The organism is Bordetella sp., assembly GCF_051960075.1.
In the GTDB taxonomy this organism is placed as follows: domain Bacteria; phylum Pseudomonadota; class Gammaproteobacteria; order Burkholderiales; family Burkholderiaceae_B; genus Bordetella.
Map to the genome: position 1 here is coordinate 79,662 of NZ_JBQCER010000103.1, position 23,276 is coordinate 102,937.

General features: G+C 65.5%; 19 protein-coding genes. 13 read left to right on the forward strand and 6 right to left on the reverse strand.

From position 1 onward, the window contains the following. Nucleotides 1–8: 8 nt before the first annotated feature. The 5 genes from ACTHJ1_RS18695 to htpX form a co-directional block, all read right to left on the reverse strand. Nucleotides 9–1,691: a DUF2300 domain-containing protein gene (locus ACTHJ1_RS18695; protein WP_440195800.1), complete on the reverse strand. Its 1,683-nt coding sequence runs from the start codon at nt 1,689–1,691 to the stop codon at nt 9–11. 13 nt (nt 1,692–1,704) lie between these two features. Further along, nucleotides 1,705–6,483, reverse strand: coding sequence for an alpha-2-macroglobulin family protein (locus tag ACTHJ1_RS18700; protein ID WP_440195803.1), 4,779 nt, complete (start codon nt 6,481–6,483; stop codon nt 1,705–1,707). Beyond that, entirely contained in the window at nt 6,480–7,193 is a 714-nt protein-coding gene (locus ACTHJ1_RS18705; protein ID WP_440195806.1) for a DUF1175 domain-containing protein, read from the reverse strand. The genes ACTHJ1_RS18700 and ACTHJ1_RS18705 overlap by 4 nt, the downstream gene beginning before the upstream one ends. A gap of 2 nt (nt 7,194–7,195) precedes the next feature. Continuing rightward, nucleotides 7,196–8,932, reverse strand: coding sequence for a DUF2138 family protein (locus ACTHJ1_RS18710; protein WP_440195809.1), 1,737 nt, complete (start codon nt 8,930–8,932; stop codon nt 7,196–7,198). Nucleotides 8,933–9,019: 87 nt separating this feature from the next. Further along, entirely contained in the window at nt 9,020–9,913 is an 894-nt protein-coding gene (htpX, locus tag ACTHJ1_RS18715; RefSeq protein WP_440195812.1) for a protease HtpX, read from the reverse strand. 129 nt (nt 9,914–10,042) lie between these two features. On the opposite strand from htpX, the gene ACTHJ1_RS18720 reads away from it, so the two are divergent. Together ACTHJ1_RS18720 and ACTHJ1_RS18725 are read left to right on the forward strand one after the other, a co-directional pair. After that, a complete protein-coding gene (locus tag ACTHJ1_RS18720) occupies nt 10,043–10,897 on the forward strand; it encodes a DMT family transporter (RefSeq protein ID WP_440195815.1) in 855 nt (284 codons plus the stop codon). Between the two features lie 94 nt (nt 10,898–10,991). Continuing rightward, the gene (locus ACTHJ1_RS18725) at nt 10,992–11,855 is read left to right on the forward strand and encodes a sulfurtransferase (protein ID WP_440195818.1); all 864 of its coding nucleotides are present in this window, start codon (nt 10,992–10,994) and stop codon (nt 11,853–11,855) included. A 201-nt stretch (nt 11,856–12,056) separates the two neighbouring features. Here ACTHJ1_RS18725 and ACTHJ1_RS18730 read toward each other — a convergent pair whose 3' ends face one another. Continuing rightward, on the reverse strand, nt 12,057–13,217 hold the full coding sequence (locus tag ACTHJ1_RS18730) for an aromatic ring-hydroxylating oxygenase subunit alpha (protein ID WP_440195821.1): 1,161 nt from the start codon (nt 13,215–13,217) through the stop codon (nt 12,057–12,059). Nucleotides 13,218–13,408: 191 nt separating this feature from the next. Between ACTHJ1_RS18730 and ACTHJ1_RS18735 the strand changes: the two genes are divergently transcribed. The 11 genes from ACTHJ1_RS18735 to ACTHJ1_RS18785 all read left to right on the forward strand — a co-directional run bounded on the left by ACTHJ1_RS18735 (nt 13,409) and on the right by ACTHJ1_RS18785 (nt 23,183). After that, entirely contained in the window at nt 13,409–13,708 is a 300-nt protein-coding gene (locus ACTHJ1_RS18735) for an exodeoxyribonuclease VII small subunit (protein WP_440195824.1), read from the forward strand. 3 nt (nt 13,709–13,711) lie between these two features. Further along, nucleotides 13,712–14,632 (forward strand): polyprenyl synthetase family protein, encoded by a 921-nt coding sequence (locus ACTHJ1_RS18740; RefSeq protein ID WP_440195827.1) that lies wholly within the window; start codon nt 13,712–13,714, stop codon nt 14,630–14,632. Between the two features lie 7 nt (nt 14,633–14,639). Then, a complete protein-coding gene (gene dxs / locus ACTHJ1_RS18745; protein WP_440195830.1) occupies nt 14,640–16,499 on the forward strand; it encodes a 1-deoxy-D-xylulose-5-phosphate synthase in 1,860 nt (619 codons plus the stop codon). Between the two features lie 130 nt (nt 16,500–16,629). Then, complete coding sequence (folE2, locus tag ACTHJ1_RS18750) at nt 16,630–17,427, forward strand: GTP cyclohydrolase FolE2 (protein WP_440195833.1); 798 nt, start codon at nt 16,630–16,632, stop codon at nt 17,425–17,427. Between the two features lie 67 nt (nt 17,428–17,494). Beyond that, complete coding sequence (locus ACTHJ1_RS18755; RefSeq protein ID WP_440195836.1) at nt 17,495–18,712, forward strand: glycosyltransferase family 2 protein; 1,218 nt, start codon at nt 17,495–17,497, stop codon at nt 18,710–18,712. A 42-nt stretch (nt 18,713–18,754) separates the two neighbouring features. Next, nucleotides 18,755–19,891 carry a DUF707 domain-containing protein gene (locus ACTHJ1_RS18760; protein WP_440195839.1) on the forward strand — a complete coding sequence of 379 codons (1,137 nt, stop codon included), beginning with the start codon at nt 18,755–18,757 and terminating at the stop codon, nt 19,889–19,891. A 216-nt stretch (nt 19,892–20,107) separates the two neighbouring features. Further along, nucleotides 20,108–20,488, forward strand: coding sequence for a 30S ribosomal protein S6 (gene rpsF, locus ACTHJ1_RS18765; RefSeq protein WP_440195854.1), 381 nt, complete (start codon nt 20,108–20,110; stop codon nt 20,486–20,488). Between the two features lie 66 nt (nt 20,489–20,554). Then, a complete protein-coding gene (gene priB, locus ACTHJ1_RS18770; RefSeq protein ID WP_440195842.1) occupies nt 20,555–20,878 on the forward strand; it encodes a primosomal replication protein N in 324 nt (107 codons plus the stop codon). Nucleotides 20,879–20,945: 67 nt separating this feature from the next. Then, a complete protein-coding gene (gene rpsR / locus ACTHJ1_RS18775) occupies nt 20,946–21,218 on the forward strand; it encodes a 30S ribosomal protein S18 (RefSeq protein ID WP_440195856.1) in 273 nt (90 codons plus the stop codon). A 15-nt stretch (nt 21,219–21,233) separates the two neighbouring features. Further along, nucleotides 21,234–21,689, forward strand: a complete 456-nt coding sequence (gene rplI / locus ACTHJ1_RS18780; protein ID WP_440195845.1) for a 50S ribosomal protein L9 — start codon at nt 21,234–21,236, stop codon at nt 21,687–21,689. A gap of 108 nt (nt 21,690–21,797) precedes the next feature. Beyond that, on the forward strand, nt 21,798–23,183 hold the full coding sequence (locus tag ACTHJ1_RS18785) for a replicative DNA helicase (protein ID WP_440195848.1): 1,386 nt from the start codon (nt 21,798–21,800) through the stop codon (nt 23,181–23,183). Nucleotides 23,184–23,276: the final 93 nt, after the last annotated feature.

The following is a 23,276-nucleotide window of genomic DNA, read 5'->3' on the forward strand; positions in this document are numbered from 1 at the left end:
CCTATGGTTCAGTTCCCGCCGCGCATCAGCTGGCGCGCGGTGTGTTCGATGAAAGCTTCGTCCACGCCGCGCGGGTGGTGTTCGAAAGCCAGGTGCAGGTATTCATGTGTGAGCGCGATGCGGTCTTCTTCCGTATCGAGGCGATAGATGTAGACGCGATTGCGGCCTGCGTCCGCATAGGGCCGGCCGGAGCTCGCCTCGCAAACGGCGGGCAGCGGCGGCGTTTCGTAGCCCGCTCGGCCGGCCAGTTGCCGCGCCCAGATCGGCGCTTCGCGGCGCAGCCAGTCGTCCGCGCCTGCCACCGATAGGCAATCGCCCGCCAGCGAGCTCATGAACGAGGTGAGCGTCGCCTTGGGCCAGGTAGCCGCAAGAATGGCGTCGAAGGCGGCTCCGCCACGCGCCGCCTGTTTGGCGGCGAGCCAGCTCATCTGGTTGGGCGCTGCCTGGTCGCGATGGAATTGCACGGGCGCGCCTGCCAGAACCAGGCTGTCGGTGAAATCGGCTGCGGCGCGCGCGGCGGCGCCAGGATTGCGGGGCAGTACGCGCTGCGTGCGGCTGCTGTCGTCGATGAGGTAGCAGCCGCGTTCGCGGCCCGCCTGCTGCACCAGATAGCTGCGGGCCACGACGGCCAGCGCACGGGCCGCTTCGGGCTGAACAGTGTCGCCCTCGCGCTGCACGACGCGCGCCACATAGTCGTTCAGGCCGAAGCGCCCGACGATCTGCGGTCGGCCGTCTTTGTCGGGAGTTATCCGCATTTCGCCACGGCTGTTTATCGCCAGGCGATTGCCGTTTTCGAAGACTACCGTGTAGTTTCCGCGCAGCCGCATCGAGAGGACCTCTCCGTCGTCGCCTATTCCCGGCCCCAGCACCTTGCGTATCGCATAGCGCGCGAAGAAATTCACCGCGACGCAGGCCTCGTCGTCGGGAACGCGCGCACGCGCAATTCTCGGCGCCAGGCGCGGCGCGGCATTGATGAGCACGTTGCGGCTGCCGCCGGGGCCGCCCAGCCACACCGGCGTGCCGTCGGCAAGCCAACCGGCCGCGCCGCCCTGGTAGCCGCCTGCGGCGGTCGGCATGGTCCAGGTCTTCACGCGCAGCAGGCCGCCGTAGTAGGTCACCGCGCCCTGGCCGTGTCCGCTGGTGATCACCGAAACCAGCGTGTCCGCGGTCGCGTCGCGCGTGCGCGCGGGGATGCTGGCCAGGGCCTGAAGCAGGCTGGCGACCGATACGCGTCGCTCGGGTTGCAGTCCGCGCAGATCGGCCAACCAGGCCGGCGCCTTGCGCGCCCGCCAATACTCGCGCCAGCCCGCCGTATCGAGCCGCAAGCGCGCGGGATCGAAGAACAGGCCGCAGGACTGGATCAGGGCGTGGTCGCGGTCGATGCTGCCGCCGGCGGTGCAACAGTAGACCTCTTCCTTGTTGCCGCCGCCGCAGTCGTAGTCGGGCGCGGCGATATGGCGGTCGACCAGATAGGCATAGACGAAAAGCTTCCAGACGCTGCCCAGAGGCGTTTGCAGCGTGCTCGGCAAAGCCGTGCTCGCATCGGCCTGCGGCGCGTCGACCGTCCACAGATATGCGCTGCCGTCGCGCAGCCAGGCATATCGTGTGGGGGGAGTTGCGCCGGCTGCGGACGTGGCGCAAGCGATCGCCAAGGCGATCAGCATTTCCCGCGCGGTCCATGATTTGCGCATCGCCTGTCCCGTCTTATTGGATCGTCAGCGTCGACAGATGATCGCTGCGGCCGCCTTCGTAGGCTTGGTCCTGCGGCCGATACATCCGGAAGTAGCGCGCGGGGGGCAACTGGAAAGTGCCGGGCAGCGCGAATCGCACGAGCTGGCGCAGAATCGTGGGCTTGACCAGCAGCGGCACGGGCTGGTGATAGCTCAGATCGCCCATTTCGTAGCTCGCCGCGCGTTGGAAGGGCTGCGGGTCCGGTTTGTCCGCGCCGGGCAGGCCGGCGATGCCGACGCCCCAGCTCGTCGCTTCGACCGAACCGCCCGGGGGCAGCGGAACGTCGAGCAGCCCGTAGTGCAGCGCGGTGTCGCGCTGTGGCGTCAGCGTTACCTGGTCGACGTAGAGCGCATTGCTGTCCAGCGCCTCGCCCGGCGCCACCCGATGCGCGGCGAAGGTGCCGCGCGTGGCCTGCTTGTCTTCATCGGTTTTGGGTGCGATGGGATCCAGGCGGAACAGCTCGCGCTCGATCTTGACCGGCAGGGCGCTGGCCGTGGGCATCGCGCTGCGATACGAAACCCAGGCCGTGGCGTTCGGCTGCGGGCTGCCAAGGTCGATGGTTTGCGGTGCAGCTTTGCCCTGCCAGCGCCAGTCGGGCGCGCCAGAGGGCGACAGCGTCATGGCCCACGTGCCGCCCGCCGAGGTGGGCAGCGGCAGCGGCGCCGCGGCTTGCGGCTTCATCGCGTTGCGCAGCCATAGCAGGGTGAGCGAGCGGTCGATGGTGGCCTGCGCCGCGCCGCTCTGCGCCAGGATCTCGCCGGCGTTGAGCCCCGTCGCCGCGGGACCGCCAGCCATCAGCGCCAGGCTCTGCGCCAGCGGCAATTTGCTGGCGACCAATACGGCGCCGGCGCGGGCGGCCAAGTCCTTGAAGCCGGTGGGCAGCACCGCGTTGGTCGTGCGGGCCGTGTAGGCGGCCAGCACGACCGCGGCATCGCGGCCCAGTGCGGAATCGGGCGCGGAGAAGATCAGGCTGTCGCCGCTGGTGAAGGCATCGGTCTGCTGGGCAATGGCTGCCTCGCTTGCCTTGCCGGAAGCCGGCGGCCCCGCCGGGTGTTCGGCCTGCGCAAGTTGCTCGGCCACGCCGGTGAGCTGCGTGGCCACGGGCAGGCCCATCTGCTGCAGCAGCCACAGGGTCAGCACCCGCTGCAGCAAGGGGTCGCCCGCGCTCGCATCGCGATAGATGTCCAGCGCGCGCTGCCAGTTGGAGGCGGGCAGCGAGACCCCCAGACTGTCGGCCGCGAGCTTGTCGGCGTAATAGGCATAAGCCGTGAGGAAGGCGTCGCCCTTGGCGCCGCCATCGCCCCACCAGCCGAAGGTCCCGTTAAAGCCCGCCAGCAGCGCGAGCCGCTGCCGCTCGTCGCGCAGCCGCGAGTCGAGACTGCCGACCACCGGCGAGGCCGACGCGGCGGGATCGGTTTTGAGCAGCGCATCGTGCGCCAGCGCAAGCGGAATCAGGCGGCTGGACGTCTGTTCTGTGCAGCCGTAGGGGTAGGCGATCAGATCGTCGGCCACGCGCGCAAACTGGCTGGCGTCGCTGGCCACGAAGCGCAGGCGCACGTCGTACGCATCGGTCTGCGCAAAACTCAGCGGATTCGACGCCGCGTTCAGCGGCACCTGCAACTGATGCGCCTGCGGCCAGGTCGTGGGCGCAAGCCGGATCGGCGTCTGCAGGCGATCCACTTCCTTGCCGCCGATGAACAGCGCCGAGTCGACCGTGCCGGCCTGCAGCGCGGAGCGAGGCAGGCGCAGATAGTTGGCCCCCGGCCTGAGCGTGACGGCCTGGTCGACATTCAGGCCCGCACCCTTGGCGATCCATTGCGCCTTGGCGTCGGTATTGCCCTGGTTGAAGGCAATCAGGTCGACGGCAGGTCGGTCGCCGCTGCGAAAGTCCACCGGCGCCGACCACTTCAGGTATAGGGCTTTGTCCGAACGGATGTAGGCCGTGCGCTGTCCCACCTCGCCGCCGTCCGACACGGCGCGCACGGTGATGCGCCACCGCGCCAGGGCGTCGGGCATGCGGAATTTCATCACCGCATGGCCGTTGGCGTCGGTGACCAGATCGGGCTGCCAGGCGGCCGTGTCGATGTCGTCGCGGCGCGGCCGCTCCAGCACCTTCACGCCGCGCTCGTTGTACTGGCCGCGCTGCGGACCGCCCGGCGCGCCGCGCAGGGCCGAAGTCGCCAGGTCGTAGCTGACGAACGACAGGCTGGCCGTGGTGCGCACGTTGTTGCGGCGCACGTGATAGAAGAACTCGGGAAGATCGGGCGCGATCTCGGGCTGCAGCAGGTACACCATCTCGTCCACCACGCTCACGGTCAAGTGAGCGGGCAGGGGCCGGCCTTTGAACGTGTCGCTCAAATCCAGCGTGACGGTGTCGCCCGGCGCATAGACGGGCTTGTCGCTCTTTACGGCGATGTCGATAGCAGGCTTCTCGACCACGATGCCGGCGTTCTGGAAGGCATAGACCCCGTCGTGCACATAGAGCACGGAGAAGGTCATGTTGGGCGCGAACTTCTCGTCCACCTTGATGCGCGCTTTCCACTGCGTAGGAGCAATGCGCTGCAGAGAGAGCCAGTCGGCGGCGTGCGACAGGAGCGAGCGCGCCTCGACTTTGTCGCGTTCCAGCGTGAGCAGCGCGTCGTCCACCGGATAGGGAAAGGTGATCAAGGCTTCGGCGGTATCGCCGATGCGATAACGCGGCTTGTCGAGCTCGATCTCGACGCTGCCGGGCAGGGTCTTCAAGCCTGCGCCCGACACCCAGTGGCTGGCCGCAGCCAGCAGATTGCCGGCTTTGTCCTTGACCGACAGCATGTACGAACCGGACTCGCTGAACTTCACGTCGAAGGCCGTTTTGCCGTTTTGCACGGCGGGCAGCTTGCCGCTGGACTTGGTCTGCGACTCCAGGCGTATCCATTCCCAGGTGGCCGGCGGATTGCCCGACGCGTTCGCGCCGTTGATATTGGCCGTGAGCGTGAAAGGCACGTCTTCATCCGGCGCCGAAAAGGACTTGTCCGCGGCCAGGCGGTAGGACGTCGCGCCGCGGGCGATGAGGATTTCGCGCGTCACGCGCACGCGGTACGAAGCGCCGTCCTGCGCGAACACGGTCAATGCATAGCGGCTCGGCTCTTTGGCCGCGGGCAGGTCGAGCGCGACGTCGCCTTGGTCGTCGGTGCGCAGCTCCTGCTGGTCGAGCTTGATGGGAAACAGCCCCGCGTAGCGCAGCTCGCCTTCGACCATGGTGACCTTCTGCGCGCGCAGGGTGATGGAGACCTTGCCGTTCTTCACCGGCTTGCCGTCCGGATAGCGCAGCGAGATCCGACCCTTGAGCGCTTGGCCGGTGGCGTACTCGGGCTTGTCCATCATCAGGTTCACGTCGAAATGCGGCTTGACGTAACGGGCCACGCGGAACGCTGCGCCGTAGGTGTCGCCCAGATAGTCGAAGCGCAGGGTATAGCCGCCGCCTGTCGCTTCGGAGGGCAGCGTGAAGCGGGTGTCGCCGCCGCTGGCGGACGTGAATGCCACCGATTGCGAGGCAATGGGCGAGCCGTTGGGATCCAGCACGTCGAGCTTGATCGTGGCCGGCGCGGCGGGCGTGGACTGCGTGGCGCTCTGGAAGGCGCGGCCGATGAATTTGACGTGCACCGTGTCGCCGGGCCGATAAAGCGGCCGGTCGGTGGCGGCGTAGATTTTGGTGTTGTAGATCTCGCTGTCGTAGTAGAAATTCTCCGAGATGAAGACGCCGCCTTCGGGGTCGCGGCCGAGCACGTAGCTGCGCTCGGGCGCGACGTGAGTGAGCTCCAGCGTGCCGTCGGCGCCGGTCTTGCCGCTCTGGAGCACGCCCATGCCGTCGGTCCAGTCGATCTCGGCGCCGGCCACGGGCCTGCCGTTGTCGCGCCGCGCCGCCCAAGCCAGGAGGCTGTTCGACGCGGACTTGATCACCGCGACGGTGTCGGAAACGAACAGGAGCGTGTGCGCACTGTGATCGCCGATGATGGCTTCGACCAGATACAGGCCGGGCGGCAGCTTGCCCACCGGAATCATCACCTTGCCGTCCTGCGGGCCGATGAAGCTGGTGCTGCCTTCGAGCTTGACACCCTTGGGCGGCTTGATGGTCTTGGCATCCCAGATGGGATAGCGAAAGCGCGCGACGACGGGATAACCCGGCAGGCGCGCGAAACGCGACGTTTGCTCATAGCGCGGCGGCGGATATCCGTCCTCGGGCATCTTGAATTCGGGCTTGGCCTTGGTGACCTGGCGGCGCGTCTCATACGAGAATACGCGCTCCCAGGCCCGCCGCGCGCTCATCATCCAGCGGCTCCACAGATAAGCGAAGGTATTGGACAGCCCTTCGCCGCGGTAGACGGGCTTGATGTCGATGCGGTGCAGGTTTTTTTGCGTCTTCAGAAAGGCCAGCGGGTGCGGCACCTTGTAGACCACGATGTCGGCGCCGCCGTAGCCCGACAGCATGTCGCGCGAATCGCCGGGCGCTTCCAGACGCACTTGAGCCATCTGATTGCTGCCGAAGCTCGAGTCGGTCAGCAGAAAAAAGGGCTGGCCGGTGACGACCGTACTGTCGAAGCTGCTCGGGTCGGGCTCGAACAGCGTCGGGTTGGGCGCCTGATCCTGATCGCCGCTGTCCGAGGCCGCGTCCTGGCCGTGTGCGGGCGCGATCGCGGCGCAGAGGGAAAACAGCAGGGCTGCGATGCGCAAGACGCGCAGTGCAGCGACGTCTTTTAGGGTTTTCATCATCATGGCGCGAGGAATTCGAGACGGAATAGACCGATGAAATTGGGGTTGCCGTTGATCGGCCGCCAGCGGGAGTCCTGCCATTGCATCAATTCGGCAACCGAGACGGCGCGCAGGCCGTTGTCGGTCGGCGTGGTGGTGCCGGTGTGATAGGCGATATAGCGGTCGAGCCAGATCATCAGGTGTTGGTCGTCGCCCTGGTCGTAGAACAGCAGGTCCACGGGCAGCGCCTGATTGACGTCACGCGAGACGAAGCGGCTGTTGTCCTGGATCAGGGAGATGGCCGACGCGTAGGGGCCGCGCGTGCCGTCGGTGCGCATCCAGCGCTGGGCCAGCGAGCGCTGCCGCGCATCGAGCTCGATCTCCGGCGGCAGGCGGCCGGCGTCGGTCGGGCCGTTCAGGCCGTTGGCACGGAGCCAGTCGGCGCTGTGCCGGCGCAAGGCGTTGTCGGCGGCGAATCGCACCAGCCCCGCGCAGTCGCGCTGCGTCCAGCGCGGCGTCGGCCCGCGCCGAATCTGCTGGTCGACGATGATCGTGAACCAGGCGCGAAACAAGGTGGATTGCCGGGGTGAGAGACGCTCCCCGTCGTTGGTCGGCAGCGGCGCCTGCAGCGCGCGCGCCGGGCCGGCGTAGCTTGCCAACCCCGCCGCCGTGAGGCCCGCCAGACCTGTCGTCAGGCCGGTCGCCGCGCAAGCCGAAAGAAAACGCCGGCGCATGATCACCTTCCGCTTTCGTTATGCCAGTCCACGCTCACCCATCCGGCTTTGGACGGCAGGGGCGCGTCGCGGCGGCTCAGCGAAATCGTGGGGTACTGGGCCACGGCATGCAGTTTGGGAAAGAGATAAGCGCGCGCGGCGTTGCGGAAGATGGGTTCCTGGTCGGCGGGCAGGGCCAGCGTGACCTCGCGCTCGGCCATGGCCGCCGCGGCCGACGGCGCGATCACGACCATGGTGCTCGCCAGCCGGACCGGGGCGATGGTGTCGGCCAGCGCGGGATAGCGCTTGTCGAGCACGGCCAGGGTGTCGTCCACCAATTGCGCATCGGGAGAGAAGATCGCGTAGCGCGGCGTCAGCGCCAGCGTGACCGGAAAGTAGCGCGGCGCGGAAAGCAGCTTGGCAAAAGGCGCGGCGGCACTGACGGCCGTACCCGACAAGGCGCTCACCGGCCGCATCCAGGACGCGACGCCGGCCGCCTCGTCGATGCTGGCCTGCACCGGCAGGCGGCTGTAGTTTTCGTCGCTGTCGGCCTTGGCTTCGTAAGCGCCGATGATCTGGGGAAAGAGCACTTCGCCCAAGGCATGCCGGATGGCTTCCTGTTGCTTGGGGTCGTGCTGCGCATCGGTCGAGAGCTGGGCCACGAACACCGGCGATACCAGCGACGACTTGGCATACCAGCAGACTGCGACCGGGCCGGCCAGGGCCGTGGTCAAGACAGGCGCGACCTTTTTGCCCGCATCGCCCAGCCTATCCAGCAGTGGTGCGGCGCCGTTCCAGTCGACCGGCAGGCTGGCGCAGGCCGCGGGATTGGCGGGCAGGGCATGCCATAGATCGGCGCTGTTCCAGCCTTGCGGCAGATGCTCGGGCACTACCAGGGCGGAGGTGCTCCAGGTGCTCTCGCCGCCATTGGCCGACGGCGCGAAATCGAAGCGCAAGGCATCGATGCCCATGAAGAAGGCCTGGTAGCCGAAAGAAAGATAGTTGACCGAGACCACCAGCCGGTGGCCGTTGGTCGCGAGCGGCACATGCTCCAGTCCGTAGCTGCGCAGGGCATCGTCGGCGCCGTCGTCCAGCATGCGCGTCACGGCCTTGACGCGCTCGCGAATCGGCTCGTTGGCGTTGTCCAGCAGCATGCCGGGCTCGGACATGATGACCAGCCGGTCGTCCTTGGCGGCATAGATGAGCGTATGGCCGGTGGCCAGCCGAAGGGCATAGACGGGCGTGTCGTCGTGCAGCGTGGCAATGCGCGAGAGCTGCGAGTCCGACGCGGCTACGTTGCCGATGGCCTGCGCCAGCTTGGCGATACCGTTGCGCCGCATCGAAATCATCCAGCGGCCGAGCCGCCCGTCGGGCGAGCGCCACAGCAGCACGCGCGCGGGCTCGTCGAATATTTGCTTGACGATGCTGTCGCGCCAGTCCAAGTCGTGCTCGAAGGCGAAGCGGCGCAAGGCGCCCTCGGCCGATAGCCGCGTGGGATGCGTTTGGTAGTAGTCGACGAAGTCTTCGGTCAGCAGGGTGTGCAGCAGGGGCACCCGGATGATGTCCCGCGGCAGGCGCGACAGGGCCGAGCTGTCGATGACCGCATCGGGCCGGTTGATGTCGATATGGACGTCGTAGACCTGGGGTTTTTCAGGTTCGTGATGGAATACGAAGGGCCGCCATAGGGCCTGGATGATCAACAGCGCCAATGCTGCCGAGACGACGATGGCCAATGCCGCAATCTTGTGTGCCCGTTTCATGTGCCCGATTCTTGTAATGAAGGCATGGGGGCAGGCGCGGCGCATCCGGCATGCGCGCGCATCCTGCGGTATCGGGCAAGATTATCATCAGGCAACCATCTTCTGAAGCGCGGCGATGCGCGTCTCGATGGGCGGATGCGAAGCGAAGAGGGCGATCAGGCCATTCGAGCCGGCGATGCCGGACGACTCGAAAGATTTGGGCAGTTCGCCCGCCTGCAGTCCGCCCAGGCGCGACAGGGCGCGAATCATGGGTTGGCTCGAGCCGAGCAGTTGCGCCGAGCCGGCGTCGGCGCGGAATTCGCGCTGGCGCGAGAACCAGGCCACGATGACCGAAGCCGCCAGGCCGAACACGATCTCGCAGACCATGACGGTGACGAAATAGCCGATGCCGGTGCCGCCGCCGTTTTCGTCGCGATCGTTGCGCAGCACGGCGCGGTCGACCACATAACCCACCACGCGGGCCAGGAACACCACGAAGGTATTGACCACGCCCTGGATCAGGGCGAGCGTGACCATGTCGCCGTTGGCCACGTGCGCGATCTCGTGACCCAGCACGGCGGTGACTTCCTCCTCGTTCATGCTTTCGAGCAGGCCCGTGGATACGGCCACCAGCGCTTCGTTCTTGAAGGCGCCCGTGGCGAAGGCGTTGGGTGCGCCTGCGTAGATGGCGACCTCGGGCCGGCCGATGCCGGCGCGGTCGGCCAGCTGATGCACGGTGCCGACCAGCCAGGCTTCGGCCTGGCTGCGCGGAGCATTGGGGTCGATGACCTGCGCGCCGGTGCTCCATTTTGCCATGGGCTTGCTCATGAAGAGCGAAATCAGCGCGCCGGCGAAGCCGACCACGGCCGAGAAGGCCAGCAGCATGGGCAGATTCAGGCCTTGTGCCGTGAGAAACCGGTCGACGCCCAGGATGCGCAACGTGATGGACAGCACCAGCACCACGGCGAGGTTGGTGACGATAAAAAGAAAGATGCGTTTCATGGCTTGGACTCTGTGCGCTGTTCTATTTAAGCGCAGATCATTGGAGACATTGCATTCTTACTAAAAACTGAACTTTAATCAAAAGGTATAGTTTGCAAATTCTTCAATACGTTTCTACCCGTCGCTCCCATGCAGGCTCTCTGGATGTTGCTGGCTTCCGTCCTGTCCGCGGTCATGAGCGCGTGCGTGAAGCTGGCCTCCGAGCACGGGGCGTCCCTGGCCTCGATCATCGTGTTGCGTGGCCTGCCGTCGGTTCTCTTGCTGCTGTTCTGGGCGCGGGTCAGGCGTCAGCCCGTCATCACGCCGAACTGGCGCCTTCATGTATGGCGCAATGTGGCCGGTCTGTGCTCGATGTGGCTGGGCTTTTACTGCGTCTCGCAACTCCCGCTGGCCACGTCCGCAAGCCTGACCTACACCTCGCCGCTCTTCATCGCCTGCTGGATGCTCGGCTGGGGCGGCGCGCGGCGCGATCCGGTGCGCATCGCCGCCGTGGCCCTGGGCTTTCTGGGCGTGATGGTGGTGCTGCGACCCAGCATTACGCCCGATCAATGGGAAGCTGCCTTGCTGGGTCTGGTGGCCGGTATGGCGACGGCCATGGCCATGCTGCAGCTGCGCGAACTGGGCCGCATGGGCGAGCCGGAGTGGCGTACGGTGCTGTTCTTTTCGATCGCGGTATGTCTGAGCAGCATCGTCGGCCTCACGCTCGAAGGCTGGGGGCGGCCCGACTGGGTAGCCTATGTCAATCTGCTGCTTGTGGGAACGATCGGTCTGCTGATGCAGTTGGCGCAGACCCGCGCCTTCGGCAAGGGCGCGCCGCTGTTGACCGCCGCCCTGCAATATTCCACCATCATCTTCGCGAGGGCGCTGGGCGTTCTGTTCTGGGGCGACGCGCCCGACGCGCTCGCCTGGACCGGCAGCGGTCTGATCATCCTGGCCGGCCTGGTCTCGGCCTGGAGCACGGCGCGTCGGGCCGCCCCGGCCTAAGTCGACCCCTGGGCCCCGATCTGGCATCACGCTGCCACGACGACTACACGAGACATGCCGCGCCTGGCGCGGCCTATAAAGGGAGAACCAATTCATGACGACCACGCTGATCCTCGTTTCTGATCTGGCCGCTCGCCTGGCCGCCGGCCAGGTCGATCACGGCCGGCTGCGGGTCTTCGATCTGCGCCACGATCTGCTGGATCACGCAGCAGGCCGGCGCGCCTACGGCGAAGGCCATATTCCCGGCGCGCGCTTTCTCGATCACGAGACCGAACTCTCCGCCGCGCGCACCGGCACGAACGGCCGGCATCCGCTGCCTGCACCCGAGCACCTGGCCGGCCTGATGGCCGCCCACGGCGTCACGCCCGACACCCTGGTCGTGGCCTACGACGCCAGCGGCGGCCAATACGCCGCCCACTTGTGGTGGATGCTGCGCTGGATCGGCCACGAAAACGTCGCCGTCCTCGACGGCGGCTGGCCCGCCTGGACGGCCGCCGGCCAGGCCGTTCGCGCCGGGCAGGCGCAGTCCCTGGCACCGCTGCCCAAGGCCAGGCCCCGTGCGTCGCTGGCGGGCAGCGTCGACGCGGCCGCTGTACTTGCCAATATCGAGAGGCAAGACTTCGTCGTGCTCGACGCCCGCGCCGCCAATCGCTACCGCGGCGAAGTCGAGCCCATGGACCCGGTGGCAGGCCATATCCCCGGCGCGCTCAATCGTCCCAACACGCAAAACCTCGAGGCAGACGGCCGCTTCAAATCGCCCGCGCAGTTGCGCGCCGAATTCGAAGCCGTGCTCGGCGGCCGTGCGCCGCAAGAAGTCGTGCATCAATGCGGCTCCGGCATCACCGCCAGCCACAACCTGCTGGCCATGGAAATCGCCGGCCTGGCAGGCTCGCGCCTGTACCCAGGCTCCTGGAGCGAATGGTGCGCCGATCCTGCGCGCCCCGTCGCCAAAGGCTAAAAGCAAAACGGCCATCCGATGGGTGGCCGTTAAAACGTCGCATTAGGCTGCAGCGAGCCGAGAACCCCGGAGCAATCCGAAGCGCGGGGCGGCCAACCGCAGCCGCGAAAGCGGCGAGCATCGGAATTGCGCAGGGCAGCCTCGGCGTCCAAAGAACTCAAACCGCAGCACCATAAAAAATGCCGCAGCTCGAGAACGCAATCAAGCCCCGGGGGTATCCATCATTCCCCGATACCACTCATGGAAGTGCTGCATCCCGTCTTCCATGGGCGACTGATAGGGCCCCGACTCGCTGACGCCGCGTTCCATCAACGCCTTGCGCCCGGCGTCCATGCGCTCGGCGATCTCGTCGTCTTCGACCGCCGTTTCCATATAGGCCGCGCGCTGTGCCTTGACGAACTCGCGCTCGAAAGCGACGATCTCTTCGGGGTAATAAAACTCCACCACATTGACCGTTTCCTGCGGGCTCTTGGGGTAGAGCGTCGACAGTACCAGCACGTGCGGATACAGCTCGATCATGTGCGTGGGAAAATACGTCACCCATACCGCGCCGAAATCCGGCGCCTGGCCGTTGCGGAACTCCAGCACTTTGTCGTGCCAGATGCGATAGACCTCGGAGCCGGGCTGCTCCAGCGCCTTGTGCACGCCCACGCGCTGCGCGCTGAACCAGTCGCCGAACTCCCAGCTCAGGTCGTCGCACGTGACGAAGCGCCCCAGGCCCGGATGGAACGGACCGACGTGGTAGTCCTCGAGGTAGACCTCGATGAACGTCTTCCAGTTGTAGTGGCACTGGTGCACTTCCACGTGGTCCAGCACGTAGTCGCCGAAATCGAACTCGGGCCGGGCGAAAAGCGGCGCCATGTCGACGGCCGGATCGCGCGGACCCTCGAACAGCAGCCCGTGGCAGTCTCGCAGGCGAAAGCGCTCCAGATTCAGGCAGGGCGTGGTGTCGAACTGCGGCGCGCCCAGGAGCTCGCCGCGTTTGTTGTACGTCCAGCGGTGCAGCGGGCAGACGATATTGCCGCCCGTGCCGGAAAGGCTGCCGTGCGTGTTGACGTTGCCCGCCACGTTGCCCGCGGCGCCGCCCAGCATGATCGCCTGGCGGTGGCGGCATACATTGGAAATCAGTTCCACGCCGCCCGCGCCGTGCGCATTGCGCACCAGAGCCCGGCCGTTGTTTTCCTGAATGAGGGCACGCCAGTCGCCGATCTCGGGCACGAGCTTTTCGTGGCCGACATACAGGGAAGACTGCTTGAAAATGCGTTCTTGCTCGCGAGCGAAAAGCGCTTCGTCGAAATAGGCGTCGACGGAGAGCGCGCTGTGAGCCGGCACTACGTGTGCCATCCGACCAATGTCGGTCATGAGAGTTTGCTCCGCTAAAGACCAAAAAAGCCAGAGCGGGACACGGCGCACGCGCTGCTGGCGGTAAGGGGCGCAATTTTACCTCAAGATCTTGAAATTGTGCCGATTTAATCGGACAAGCGGCTCCCGCTTCTGTGCCGGCGATCTCGATGCGCGCGGCGTGGGGGCTTTCCCGCTTTCCCTTACAATTCATGGTTTCCCCGCCTCTCATTCGATTGGAGACCCGCTTGGCCTCGAAGCATGCCGACGCAGCCGCGCAGCCCGGCCCCCTGCCGCAGGATTTCGAAACGGCCCTGGCCGAACTCGAAGCCCTGGTGGCCGCCATGGAAGGCGGCTCCATGCCGCTCGAGCAGTCGCTCGCAGCCTATCGCCGTGGCGTCGAGCTCACGCGCATCTGCCAGGAGAAGCTCGCCCAGGCCGAACAGCAGGTCAAAGTGCTCGAGGGCGACCTGCTGCGGCCGCTCGATCCGTCGGCCCTGGCAGACGAATAAGGAATGACCGTGTTGATAGCATCCAAGGCCGGCTCGTCGTTTCCGGACTGGCTGCGCGACCGAGCCGCGCACATCGAGCGCGTGCTCGAAGCACTGCTGCCCACCGCCGGCCAGGCTCCGCAGCGCCTGCATGAAGCCATGCGCTATGCGGTGCTGGGCGGCGGCAAACGGGTGCGCGCGGCGCTGGTGTACGCAGCCGGTCAGGCCTCGTGCACCGGCACGCCGGCCACCGAGGCGTCGCTGGACCGCGCTGCCGCCGCCGTCGAACTGATCCACGCCTATTCGCTGGTGCATGACGACCTGCCATGCATGGACGACGATACGCTGCGCCGCGGCCGGCCCACGGTGCACGTGCAATTCGACGAAGCCACCGCCATGCTGGCGGGCGACGCCATGCAGCCGTTGGCCTTCGAGTTGCTGGCCGGCATGCCCACGTCGCCGGCGCTGGCGGCGCAAGCCGTCACCATCCTGGCTCACGCCGCAGGCAGCCTGGGCATGGCGGGCGGCCAGGCCATAGACCTCGATAGCGTCGGGCGCAGCCTCACGCGCGACGAGCTGCAGACCATGCACAGCATGAAGACCGGCGCCATGCTCGCGGCCAGCGTCACGCTGGGCGGTATCGTGGCGGGCGCCAGCTCCGGCACGCGCCAGGCGCTGGACGCCTATGCGAGGGCCATCGGCCTGGCCTTCCAGGTGGTCGACGACATTCTCGACGTGACCGCCGACTCGGCCAGCCTGGGCAAGACGCCGGGCAAGGACGCCGCCGACAATAAACCTACTTACGTGTCGCTGCTGGGCCTCGACGAGGCCCGCACCTACGCCCGTCAATTGGGCGAGGCGGCACACGAGGCCATCGTGCCGCTGGGCGAGGGAGCCGAGCGTCTGGCGCAGTTGGCCGATTTCATTGTTTTCAGAGATCGCTGAGCGCAGCATGAGCACCGAATTCCTGGATCGCATCAACGAACCCGCCGATCTGCGCCGTCTGGATCGCCGCGACCTGCGCCGCGTGGCCGCCGAGCTGCGCGCATTTGTGCTGGAGTCGGTATCGCGCACGGGGGGCCACCTGTCATCCAACCTGGGCACCGTCGAACTCACATTGGCCTTGCACTATGTGTTCGACACGCCGCACGACCGCATCGTGTGGGACGTGGGCCATCAGTCGTATCCCCACAAGATTCTCACCGGCCGCCGCGCGGCCATGGCCGGCCTGCGCCAGCAGGGCGGCATCTCGGGTTTTCCCAAGCGCAGCGAATCCGAGTACGACGCCTTCGGCACGGCGCATTCCTCGACGTCGATCTCGGCCGCCCTGGGCATGGCCGTGGCCTCGCGCAATGCCGGCGTGCAGCGCCAGCACATCGCCGTGATCGGTGACGGCGCCATGACGGCCGGCATGGTCTTCGAGGCCATGAACAATGCCGGCGTCACGCCCGATGTCAACCTGCTGGTCATCCTCAACGACAACGACATGTCGATCTCGCCGCCGGTGGGCGCGCTCAACCGCTACCTGGCGCGGCTTATGTCGGGCCGGTTCTACGCGGCTGCGCGCAATGTGGGCAAGGCCGTTCTGTCGCACGTGCCGCCGGTGCTCGAACTGGCGCGCCGTTTCGAGGAGCATGCCAAGGGCATGGTCACGCCCGCCACGCTGTTCGAAGAATTCGGCTTCAATTACGTGGGGCCCATCGACGGCCACGACCTGGACGCGCTCGTTCCCACCTTGCAGAACCTCAAAGAGCTGCAGGGACTGCAGTTCCTGCATGTGGTGACAAAAAAAGGGCAGGGCTACAAGCTGGCCGAAGCCGATCCCGTGCTCTATCACGGCCCCGGCAAATTCGATCCCAGCGTGGGCATCCAAAAATCCAAGGCGCCGGCCAAACAGACGTTCACCCAGGTCTTCGGCCATTGGCTGTGCGACATGGGCGAGGCCGACGCGCGCTTGGTCGGCATCACGCCCGCCATGCGGGAAGGCAGCGGCCTGGTCGAGTTCGAGCAGCGCTTTCCCAAGCGCTATTTCGACGTGGGCATCGCCGAGCAGCACGCCGTCACGTTCGCTGCCGGCCTGGCCTGCGAAGGGCAGAAGCCGGTAGTTGCCATCTACTCGACCTTCCTGCAGCGCGGCTACGACCAGCTCATCCACGACGTGGCCCTACAGAACCTGGACGTAACCTTTGCGCTGGACCGCGCGGGCCTGGTGGGCGCAGACGGCGCCACGCACGCCGGCAACTACGATATCGCCTTCCTGCGCTGCATTCCTAATATGGTGGTCGCCACCCCCTCCGACGAGAACGAAGCGCGCCTGCTGCTCTCAACGTGCTATCGCCACCCCGGGCCCGCCTCGGTGCGTTATCCGCGTGGCGCGGGCGCGGGCACGCCGGTGGCCGCCGGGCTCGAAAGCGTGCCGCTGGGTCGCGGCATAGTGCGCCGCGAAGGTGCGCGCATCGCCATCCTGGGCTTCGGCACGCTGGTGCCGGCAGCCTTGATCGCCGCTGAAAATCTCGGCGCCACGGTGGCCGATATGCGTTTTGTCAAACCCATCGACCGCGAGCTCGTTCTCGATCTGGCAGCCCGTCACGATGCCCTGGTCACGCTGGAAGAAGCCGCCACGATGGGCGGTGCCGGCAGCGCGGTGGCCGAGACGCTGAATGAGGCCGGCATCGCCAAGCCGCTCCTGCAACTGGGTCTTCCCGACCTCTTCGTCGACCATGGCGACCAGGCGGCGCTGCTGGCGGAATTGGGTCTGGACGCCGTCGGCATCGAAGCTTCCGTCCGTGCTCGCTTTGCCGGTCTTTTGTGATTGCAACGGAACAATGCGTCCCACAGGGCAAGAGGGTTTTCCCGAACAAATTACTCGGATTAAAGGATAATATGCCCTTTCCGAGATTGATCCGGGCGGCCAGCCTCAGCATCCGTCCTTTGCTATCGACATGAATATTCCCATCGACCGCGCCATCGTCATGCCGGACGTGCAAAGCGCGACCGACACCCGGCACATCCCTATCCAGCGCGTGGGCATCCGTGGCGTGCGCCACCCCATGCTGGTACAGGCGGGAGACGGTTCCGCCCAGCCCACTGTGGCTACCTGGACCCTCACTGTGGCGCTGCCCGCCGAAGAGAAGGGCACTCACATGTCCCGCTTCGTGGCCTTGCTGGAAAAGTACCGCTCTGTCGCCATGACGCCGGCACTGTTCGCCGACATGGCCGAGGAAATGCTGCCTCTGCTGCATGCCGAGCGCGGCGACATCACGGCTGCTTTCCCGTACTTCATCAACAAGTCCGCTCCGATTTCCGGCGTGCAAAGCCTGATGGACTACGAAGTTCAATGGATCGCCCGCGCCAACCCGGCCGGCGTCGAATTCGAGCTCGTGGTCCAGGTGCCCGTCACCAGCCTGTGTCCGTGTTCCAAGGCCATATCCGAGTACGGCGCCCACAACCAGCGCTCGCACGTCACCGTCTCGGCGGTGCTCGACGGCCTCGATTCCATGGACGAGATCATCCGCGAAATCGAAAGCCAGGGTTCCTGCGAGCTCTGGGGGCTGCTCAAGCGCCCCGACGAAAAGTTCGTCACCGAACGCGCCTACGACAACCCCAAGTTCGTCGAAGACCTGGTTCGCGATGTGGCCGCGCGCATGCAGGCGCATCAGGCCGTCAGGCGCTTTCGCGTCGAGGCCGAGAATTTCGAATCGATTCACAATCATTCGGCCTATGCCGTCGTCGAGGGTTGACACCCGGTAAGCCGACAAGCAAATTAGGCGCACCTTCGGGTGCGCCTTTGTATTTTGATGTCATGAAATGACCCAGCCATTGCTTTCGATCTGCATTCCCACCTACAACCGGGCCGCGCTGCTCGAACGCAATATCGGCTTTCATCTGCGGGAATTCCGGCGTCTGGGTCTGGCGTTCGAGTTGGTGGTGGTGGACGACGGCTCAACGGACGGTACGGCTGCCTATCTGGCCGGCCTGGCGCGCGAGCCGGAGCTGCGCACTTACCGCCGCCTGAAGAATTCCGGCTTCATGAGCAACTACGCTTATGCCATGCGCCGCGCGCGTGGACGCTATGCGCTGTTCCTGGGCGACGACGATATGCTGGTCCCCGAACAGGTTGCCGATTACCTGCGCATCCTGCAAGCCGATCCGCAGCTGGGCATGCTGCAGGCGCCTTGGATGCTGGTTGACGAGCGGTCCGGCGGGGCAGACATCAAGCCGTTCTACGCGCTGGACGACGCCTTGCGCATTGCGCGCGGCGATCATCCGGCCCTGCTGCGCTTCATCCTGGATAAGCACGTTTTCCCCGAGTTCATGATCGTTCGCCGCGACGTACTGCAGCAGTCGATATCCAGCGCCACGCCCTTCATTTTCTGGGCCTTTCTCTACACGGCCCGAGCGCTCGACAAGGGCGACGTCCTCTTCATGCCGGCCCCGTTCGCGCGCGTGACGGCTGCGTCCGACGATCCGCGCGCGCAGCAGGGCAATACCGAATGCATGTTCCAATGGGACAGCTACCTGGGCGGGCTGGAATATATAGCGTCGCTGGCCGGGCGTGCGGAGCAGGGCGGTGCGTTTCCCGTCGCCGACCGCGACGCGGTGGCAGGCTCGATCAGGCAATTCATGCGGATCCGGCAGGCGGTGGCGCTGCGTCTGCTCATCCTGGGCAAGCACTGGGCGGCGGCCTATGTGCTCTACCATCGCATGGCGGCTCACGGGCCGCTCGATGCACGAGCCACGGCAGGCCTTACGCTGGCCATGATCGCGGGGCTCGCCGGCGCGGCGCAAGCGGCGAGCGAGGCGTCCGAATACAGCGCCGAACCGGTCATCGTCGATCCTGCCGTGTCCGACGACCTGCTGGAAATGTTGCCGCTCCAAGCCACTCGTGGTCTGACGCGCGACCTTCCTGCCGCCAGCGCCAGCGCCCCCCGTGCCTGGCTGCGGATGGATCCGGCTTTCGGTGAGCCGCTGGGCCCGGCCGACGCCGCCTTCGACATCCCCGCCTATGTGGCGCAGTTCATCTGAAACAAGCGCCGTCGGCAATCAACGAGGAGGCAAATAGCGAGAATGGAAAATACCAACACGAATGCCGATCAGGCGGAGCTCAATGCCATCCTGGCCAGTTTCACCGATGCCCCAGACCTGTCCGCCGCTCAGCTCGAAGGCAGTTTCTGGCGGATCTTCGACATCAACGGGCGGCAGCTGTCGCCTTTTATGGTGCTGGCGCCGCATGGGCTGCTCGGCAACCCGGGTGTCACCGAAATCGACCTGTGGCAAATCGTCAACGGGCGGCTCTGTCTGATGGCCGCGGACGGCAGCGGCATTCCCGCGGTCGTTTTCACGCTCGTGCGCAGGGACGACACCGGTCGCATCATCAGCTTTGCGGGTCAGGGCACGATCGGCGGCGTCCGCGCGTTTTACTTCCTGCGCGCAACCGGGCATCCCCCGCATCCGCTTCATGCCACGCCCGCCGAGCAGCCGCGCCGTGCCGCTTTCATCAAGCAGCCTGCGCCGGGCACGCGCCGCCCCAATCTGGTGATCGTGCCTGCGGGTGCAGGGTCGCTGCACCCGGACTGGCTCAAGAGCGTCACCAATGAAACCCGCAATTGGGATCTGTGCCTGGGTTGGTACGGCGCCGAGGCGCCGACCACCGACATGCCGTGCGAATACCTTGCTCATCTTCCCAAGACCAGAAAATTCCGGCTGCTCTATGACCTTTTGCACGAAGGCAGCCCACTCTGGGATTACGAGGCCATCTGGCTACCCGACGACGATCTTCTGGCCAGCGGGCAGGGGATCAACCTCATGTTCTACCTGTTCCGCAAATTCGGGATGGATCTGGCGCAGCCGTCGGTGCTGCGGGTCAAGGGAAGCTACCCCAACCATGCGATCACGATCCAGCGCCCCGACAGCGACGTGCGCTACGAGCCATTCGTCGAGATCATGTGTCCCGTTTTCAGCCGCCGCGCACTGAAAATCTGCGTCGGATCCATGCGGGATACGGAGTCGGGCTACGGACTGGACCACCTCTGGCCTGCGCTTCTGGGCCAGCCGCGCACACGCATGGGCATCATCGACCGGGTGCCGGTGGCCCATACGCGGCCCGTCGGCGCCAGTTACGACGTGCAGCGGGCGATAGACGAGCAGGCAGCCGTGCTGCGGGCGTATAACCACACCATGCGCAAAATGGCCGGGGTTTACTGACCGCATTTCTGCGCCTCAAGCCGTAAGAACCTGATTTGACTTGCAAATTTACCTAAATCAGGCAACAATCGAAGGCTTTCTTGCTCGACTATCCGAATCGGTCGTTCAGATTCGGGCGGCGGGCTGCCCCTTGCAGGCCTAGAACCAGGGTAAAACCGGGTTCGCTTGAGGTCGGGTCTGCAAGACATCCATAGGAGTCACCTCATGACGCAAACCCTGCGCCACTACGAAGTGGTGTTCATCGTGCACCCCGACCAAAGCGAGCAAGTGCCCGCCATGGTCGAGCGCTATCAATCCCTGGTTACCGGTCAAGGCGGTTCGGTTCACCGCTTCGAAGACTGGGGCCGCCGTCAGCTGGCCTACCCGATCCAGAAACTGGTCAAGGCCCACTACGTCTGCCTGAACATCGAGTGCGGCCAAGCCACGCTGGATGAGCTCGAGCACTCGTTCCGCTACAACGACGCCGTCCTGCGCCACCTGGTCATCAAGACCAAGAAGGCCGTCACCGCGCCCTCGATCATGATGAAGTCGGTCGAGCGCGAAGAGGCCCGCAAGGCAGCTTCGGAAGCCGTCGCTCAGGCTACGGAACAAGCGTAAACAGGATAGCGAAGCGATATCGAACGAACACCGACAAACCGGATAGTCCCCGAGTCGGTCCGCAGCATGAACAAGGTTGAGCTGGTAGCGCGCGTTCTCGAACGCGAACCCCTGCGATACACCCCCGCCGGAATCCCGGCGATCGAAATGCTGCTGGAACACGAATCGGAAGTCATCGAGGCCGGGCAAGCCCGCAAGCTTGCTTTTACGGTGGACGCGGTGGCGCTGGGCGATTTGGCGATGCTGTTGGCCGACACCCCGCTGGGTGCCGAACTATGCATAGAGGGCTTTCTGGCCCCCACGCGCAAAGGTTCGGCGAAGCTCAAGCTGCACATGCAGCGAGCGGGGCGCACAGGCGGCAGCGGCGGCATGGATCCGGTAATGGCTTGATCGCCGCCCGGTTCCGACGAAAATCGCGAGCTCGACTCAACACAGACAGATCAAATTCAAGAGGCACATCATGGCTTTTGGAAAGAAGAAAGAAAAGCGTAAATTCACTCAGCAGAACCCGCTGTTCAAGCGTCGCAAGTTCTGCCGCTTCACCGCCGCCGGCGTTGAAGAGATCGACTACAAAGACCTGGACACCCTGCGCGACTTCGTCCAGGAAAACGGCAAGATCATTCCCGCTCGTCTGACGGGCACCCGGGCGATCTATCAGCGTCAACTCGATACGGCCATCAAGCGTGCCCGTTTCCTGGCGCTGCTGCCCTACACCGATAACCACAACTAATCGGGGGAACTGAACATGCAAGTCATCCTGCTCGAAAAAGTCGTCAACCTGGGCAATCTGGGCGAAGTCGTGCGCGTGCGCGACGGTTATGCCCGCAATTTCCTGATTCCCCAGAAAATGGCCCGCCGTGCGACGGACGCCGCCATGAAGGAATTCGAAGCCCGCCGCGCCGAATTGGAAAAGGCTCAGGCCGAGAAGCTGTCCGCTGCCCAAACTCTGGGCGAGCGCCTGTCCGGCTACCAGCTCAAGGTCGTGCAAAAGGCCGGTGTCGACGGCCGTCTGTTTGGCTCGGTCACCAATGCCGACGTTGCCGAAGGCCTGGTCAAGGCTGGTTTCGCCGGTGTGCTCAAGGCCCAGGTTCGCATGCCCAACGGCCAGCTCAAGGCCGTCGGCGAGTACCCGGTCCAGGTCGCCCTGCACGCCGACGTGTTGGTCGACGTGTCGGTCCTGGTCGAAGGCGACATGGCCTAAAGACTGCGCGTGCCGGGCGCAAGCCCGGTGCAAGCCAGACATGCACAAACCGGCCGGGTAGCAATGCCCGGCCGGTTTGCTTTTGCCGCATCAAGGTACTATTGCCGCATGAATACCCCAGCCGATCCCCAGCTCGAATACCTGCGCGTTCCGCCGCACTCCATCGAGGCGGAGCAGTCCGTTCTGGGCGGCCTGCTGCTGGACAATGCCGCCTGGGAGCGCGTCAGCGACACGCTGCGCGAAGAAGATTTTTACCGCCACGATCATCGGCTGATCTGGCATCACATCGCTCGCCTGATCGAGCTCTCGCGGCCGGCCGACGTGATCACGGTGCACGAGTCGCTGACCAGCGCTGGCAAGGCCGAAGAAGTCGGCGGCCTGGCCTACATCAACGCCCTGGCGCACAACACGCCCTCGGCGGCCAACATCCGCCGCTACGCCGAGATCGTCAGCGAGCGCGCTACGCTGCGCCGCCTGGTGTCGATCGCCGACGAGATATCGGCCAACGCGCTCAACCCGCAGGGCAAGGAAGCCAAGCAACTGCTCGACGAAGCCGAGGCCAAAGTCCTGCAGATCTCGCAAGAGGGGCAGCGCGGCCTGGCGGGTTTCCAGCAGATCCAGCCGCTGCTGTCGCAAGTCGTCGAGCGCATCGACGAGCTCTACCATCGCGAGGGCGATTCCGACGTTACCGGCGTGCCCACAGGCTTTTCCGATCTGGACAAGATGACCTCGGGGCTGCAGCCGGGCGACTTGGTCATCGTGGCGGGCCGCCCCTCCATGGGCAAGACATCGTTCTCGATGAACATCGGCGAGCACGTCGCGATCGAGCAGGGCCTGCCTGTCGCCGTGTTCTCCATGGAAATGGGCGCCGTGCAACTGGCCATGCGCATGCTGGGTTCGGTCGGCATGCTCGATCAGCACCGCATGCGTACGGGCAAGCTCACCAACGAAGACTGGCCGCGCGTAACGCATGCGGTGTCCAAGATGCAGGATGCGCTGGTCTTCATCGACGAGACGCCGGCGCTCACCGCCATGGAGGTGCGCAGCCGCGCGCGGCGCCTGCATCGCGAATGCGGTCAGCTGGGTCTGATCATCATCGACTACATCCAGCTCATGTCGGGCGGCAGCGGCAGCGAGAACCGCGCCACCGAAATCTCGGAGATCAGCCGTTCGCTCAAGGGCCTGGCCAAAGAGCTGAACTGCCCCTTGATCGCGTTGTCGCAGCTCAACCGCAGCCTGGAGCAGCGGCCCAACAAGCGGCCGGTGATGAGCGACTTGCGCGAATCGGGCGCCATCGAGCAGGATGCTGACGTGGTGGCTTTCATCTTCCGCGAAGAAGTCTACAAGCCTGACGATCCCGACCTCGAAGGTAAAGCCGAACTGATCGTCGCCAAACAACGCAACGGCCCAACCGGGACCGTGCGGCTGGCCTTCATCAAGCGGTCAACAAGGTTTGAAAATCTGGCGATGGAAAGTGGGCCGGAGGGGTACTGAGCCCCGCGATACTTGTGTGGCACAGCCGCCCTCGGCTGTGCAAGCGCGAAGCGCCTCACCCTAGCAATTCGCGGCTAAATCGGTTTTGCGTTT

Excerpts from the sequence above, each read along its gene's own strand:
- ACTHJ1_RS18695 (WP_440195800.1), bottom strand. The coding sequence starts at position 1,691 with ATGCGCAAATCATGGACCGCGCGGGAAATGCTGATCGCCTTGGCGATC.
- ACTHJ1_RS18700 (WP_440195803.1), bottom strand. The coding sequence starts at position 6,483 with ATGATGATGAAAACCCTAAAAGACGTCGCTGCACTGCGCGTCTTGCGC.
- ACTHJ1_RS18705 (WP_440195806.1), bottom strand. The coding sequence starts at position 7,193 with ATGCGCCGGCGTTTTCTTTCGGCTTGCGCGGCGACCGGCCTGACGACA.
- ACTHJ1_RS18710 (WP_440195809.1), bottom strand. The coding sequence starts at position 8,932 with ATGAAACGGGCACACAAGATTGCGGCATTGGCCATCGTCGTCTCGGCA.
- htpX (WP_440195812.1), bottom strand. The coding sequence starts at position 9,913 with ATGAAACGCATCTTTCTTTTTATCGTCACCAACCTCGCCGTGGTGCTG.
- ACTHJ1_RS18720 (WP_440195815.1), top strand. The coding sequence starts at position 10,043 with ATGCAGGCTCTCTGGATGTTGCTGGCTTCCGTCCTGTCCGCGGTCATG.
- ACTHJ1_RS18725 (WP_440195818.1), top strand. The coding sequence starts at position 10,992 with ATGACGACCACGCTGATCCTCGTTTCTGATCTGGCCGCTCGCCTGGCC.
- ACTHJ1_RS18730 (WP_440195821.1), bottom strand. The coding sequence starts at position 13,217 with ATGACCGACATTGGTCGGATGGCACACGTAGTGCCGGCTCACAGCGCG.
- ACTHJ1_RS18735 (WP_440195824.1), top strand. The coding sequence starts at position 13,409 with ATGGTTTCCCCGCCTCTCATTCGATTGGAGACCCGCTTGGCCTCGAAG.
- ACTHJ1_RS18740 (WP_440195827.1), top strand. The coding sequence starts at position 13,712 with ATGACCGTGTTGATAGCATCCAAGGCCGGCTCGTCGTTTCCGGACTGG.
- dxs (WP_440195830.1), top strand. The coding sequence starts at position 14,640 with ATGAGCACCGAATTCCTGGATCGCATCAACGAACCCGCCGATCTGCGC.
- folE2 (WP_440195833.1), top strand. The coding sequence starts at position 16,630 with ATGAATATTCCCATCGACCGCGCCATCGTCATGCCGGACGTGCAAAGC.
- ACTHJ1_RS18755 (WP_440195836.1), top strand. The coding sequence starts at position 17,495 with ATGACCCAGCCATTGCTTTCGATCTGCATTCCCACCTACAACCGGGCC.
- ACTHJ1_RS18760 (WP_440195839.1), top strand. The coding sequence starts at position 18,755 with ATGGAAAATACCAACACGAATGCCGATCAGGCGGAGCTCAATGCCATC.
- priB (WP_440195842.1), top strand. The coding sequence starts at position 20,555 with ATGAACAAGGTTGAGCTGGTAGCGCGCGTTCTCGAACGCGAACCCCTG.
- rplI (WP_440195845.1), top strand. The coding sequence starts at position 21,234 with ATGCAAGTCATCCTGCTCGAAAAAGTCGTCAACCTGGGCAATCTGGGC.
- ACTHJ1_RS18785 (WP_440195848.1), top strand. The coding sequence starts at position 21,798 with ATGAATACCCCAGCCGATCCCCAGCTCGAATACCTGCGCGTTCCGCCG.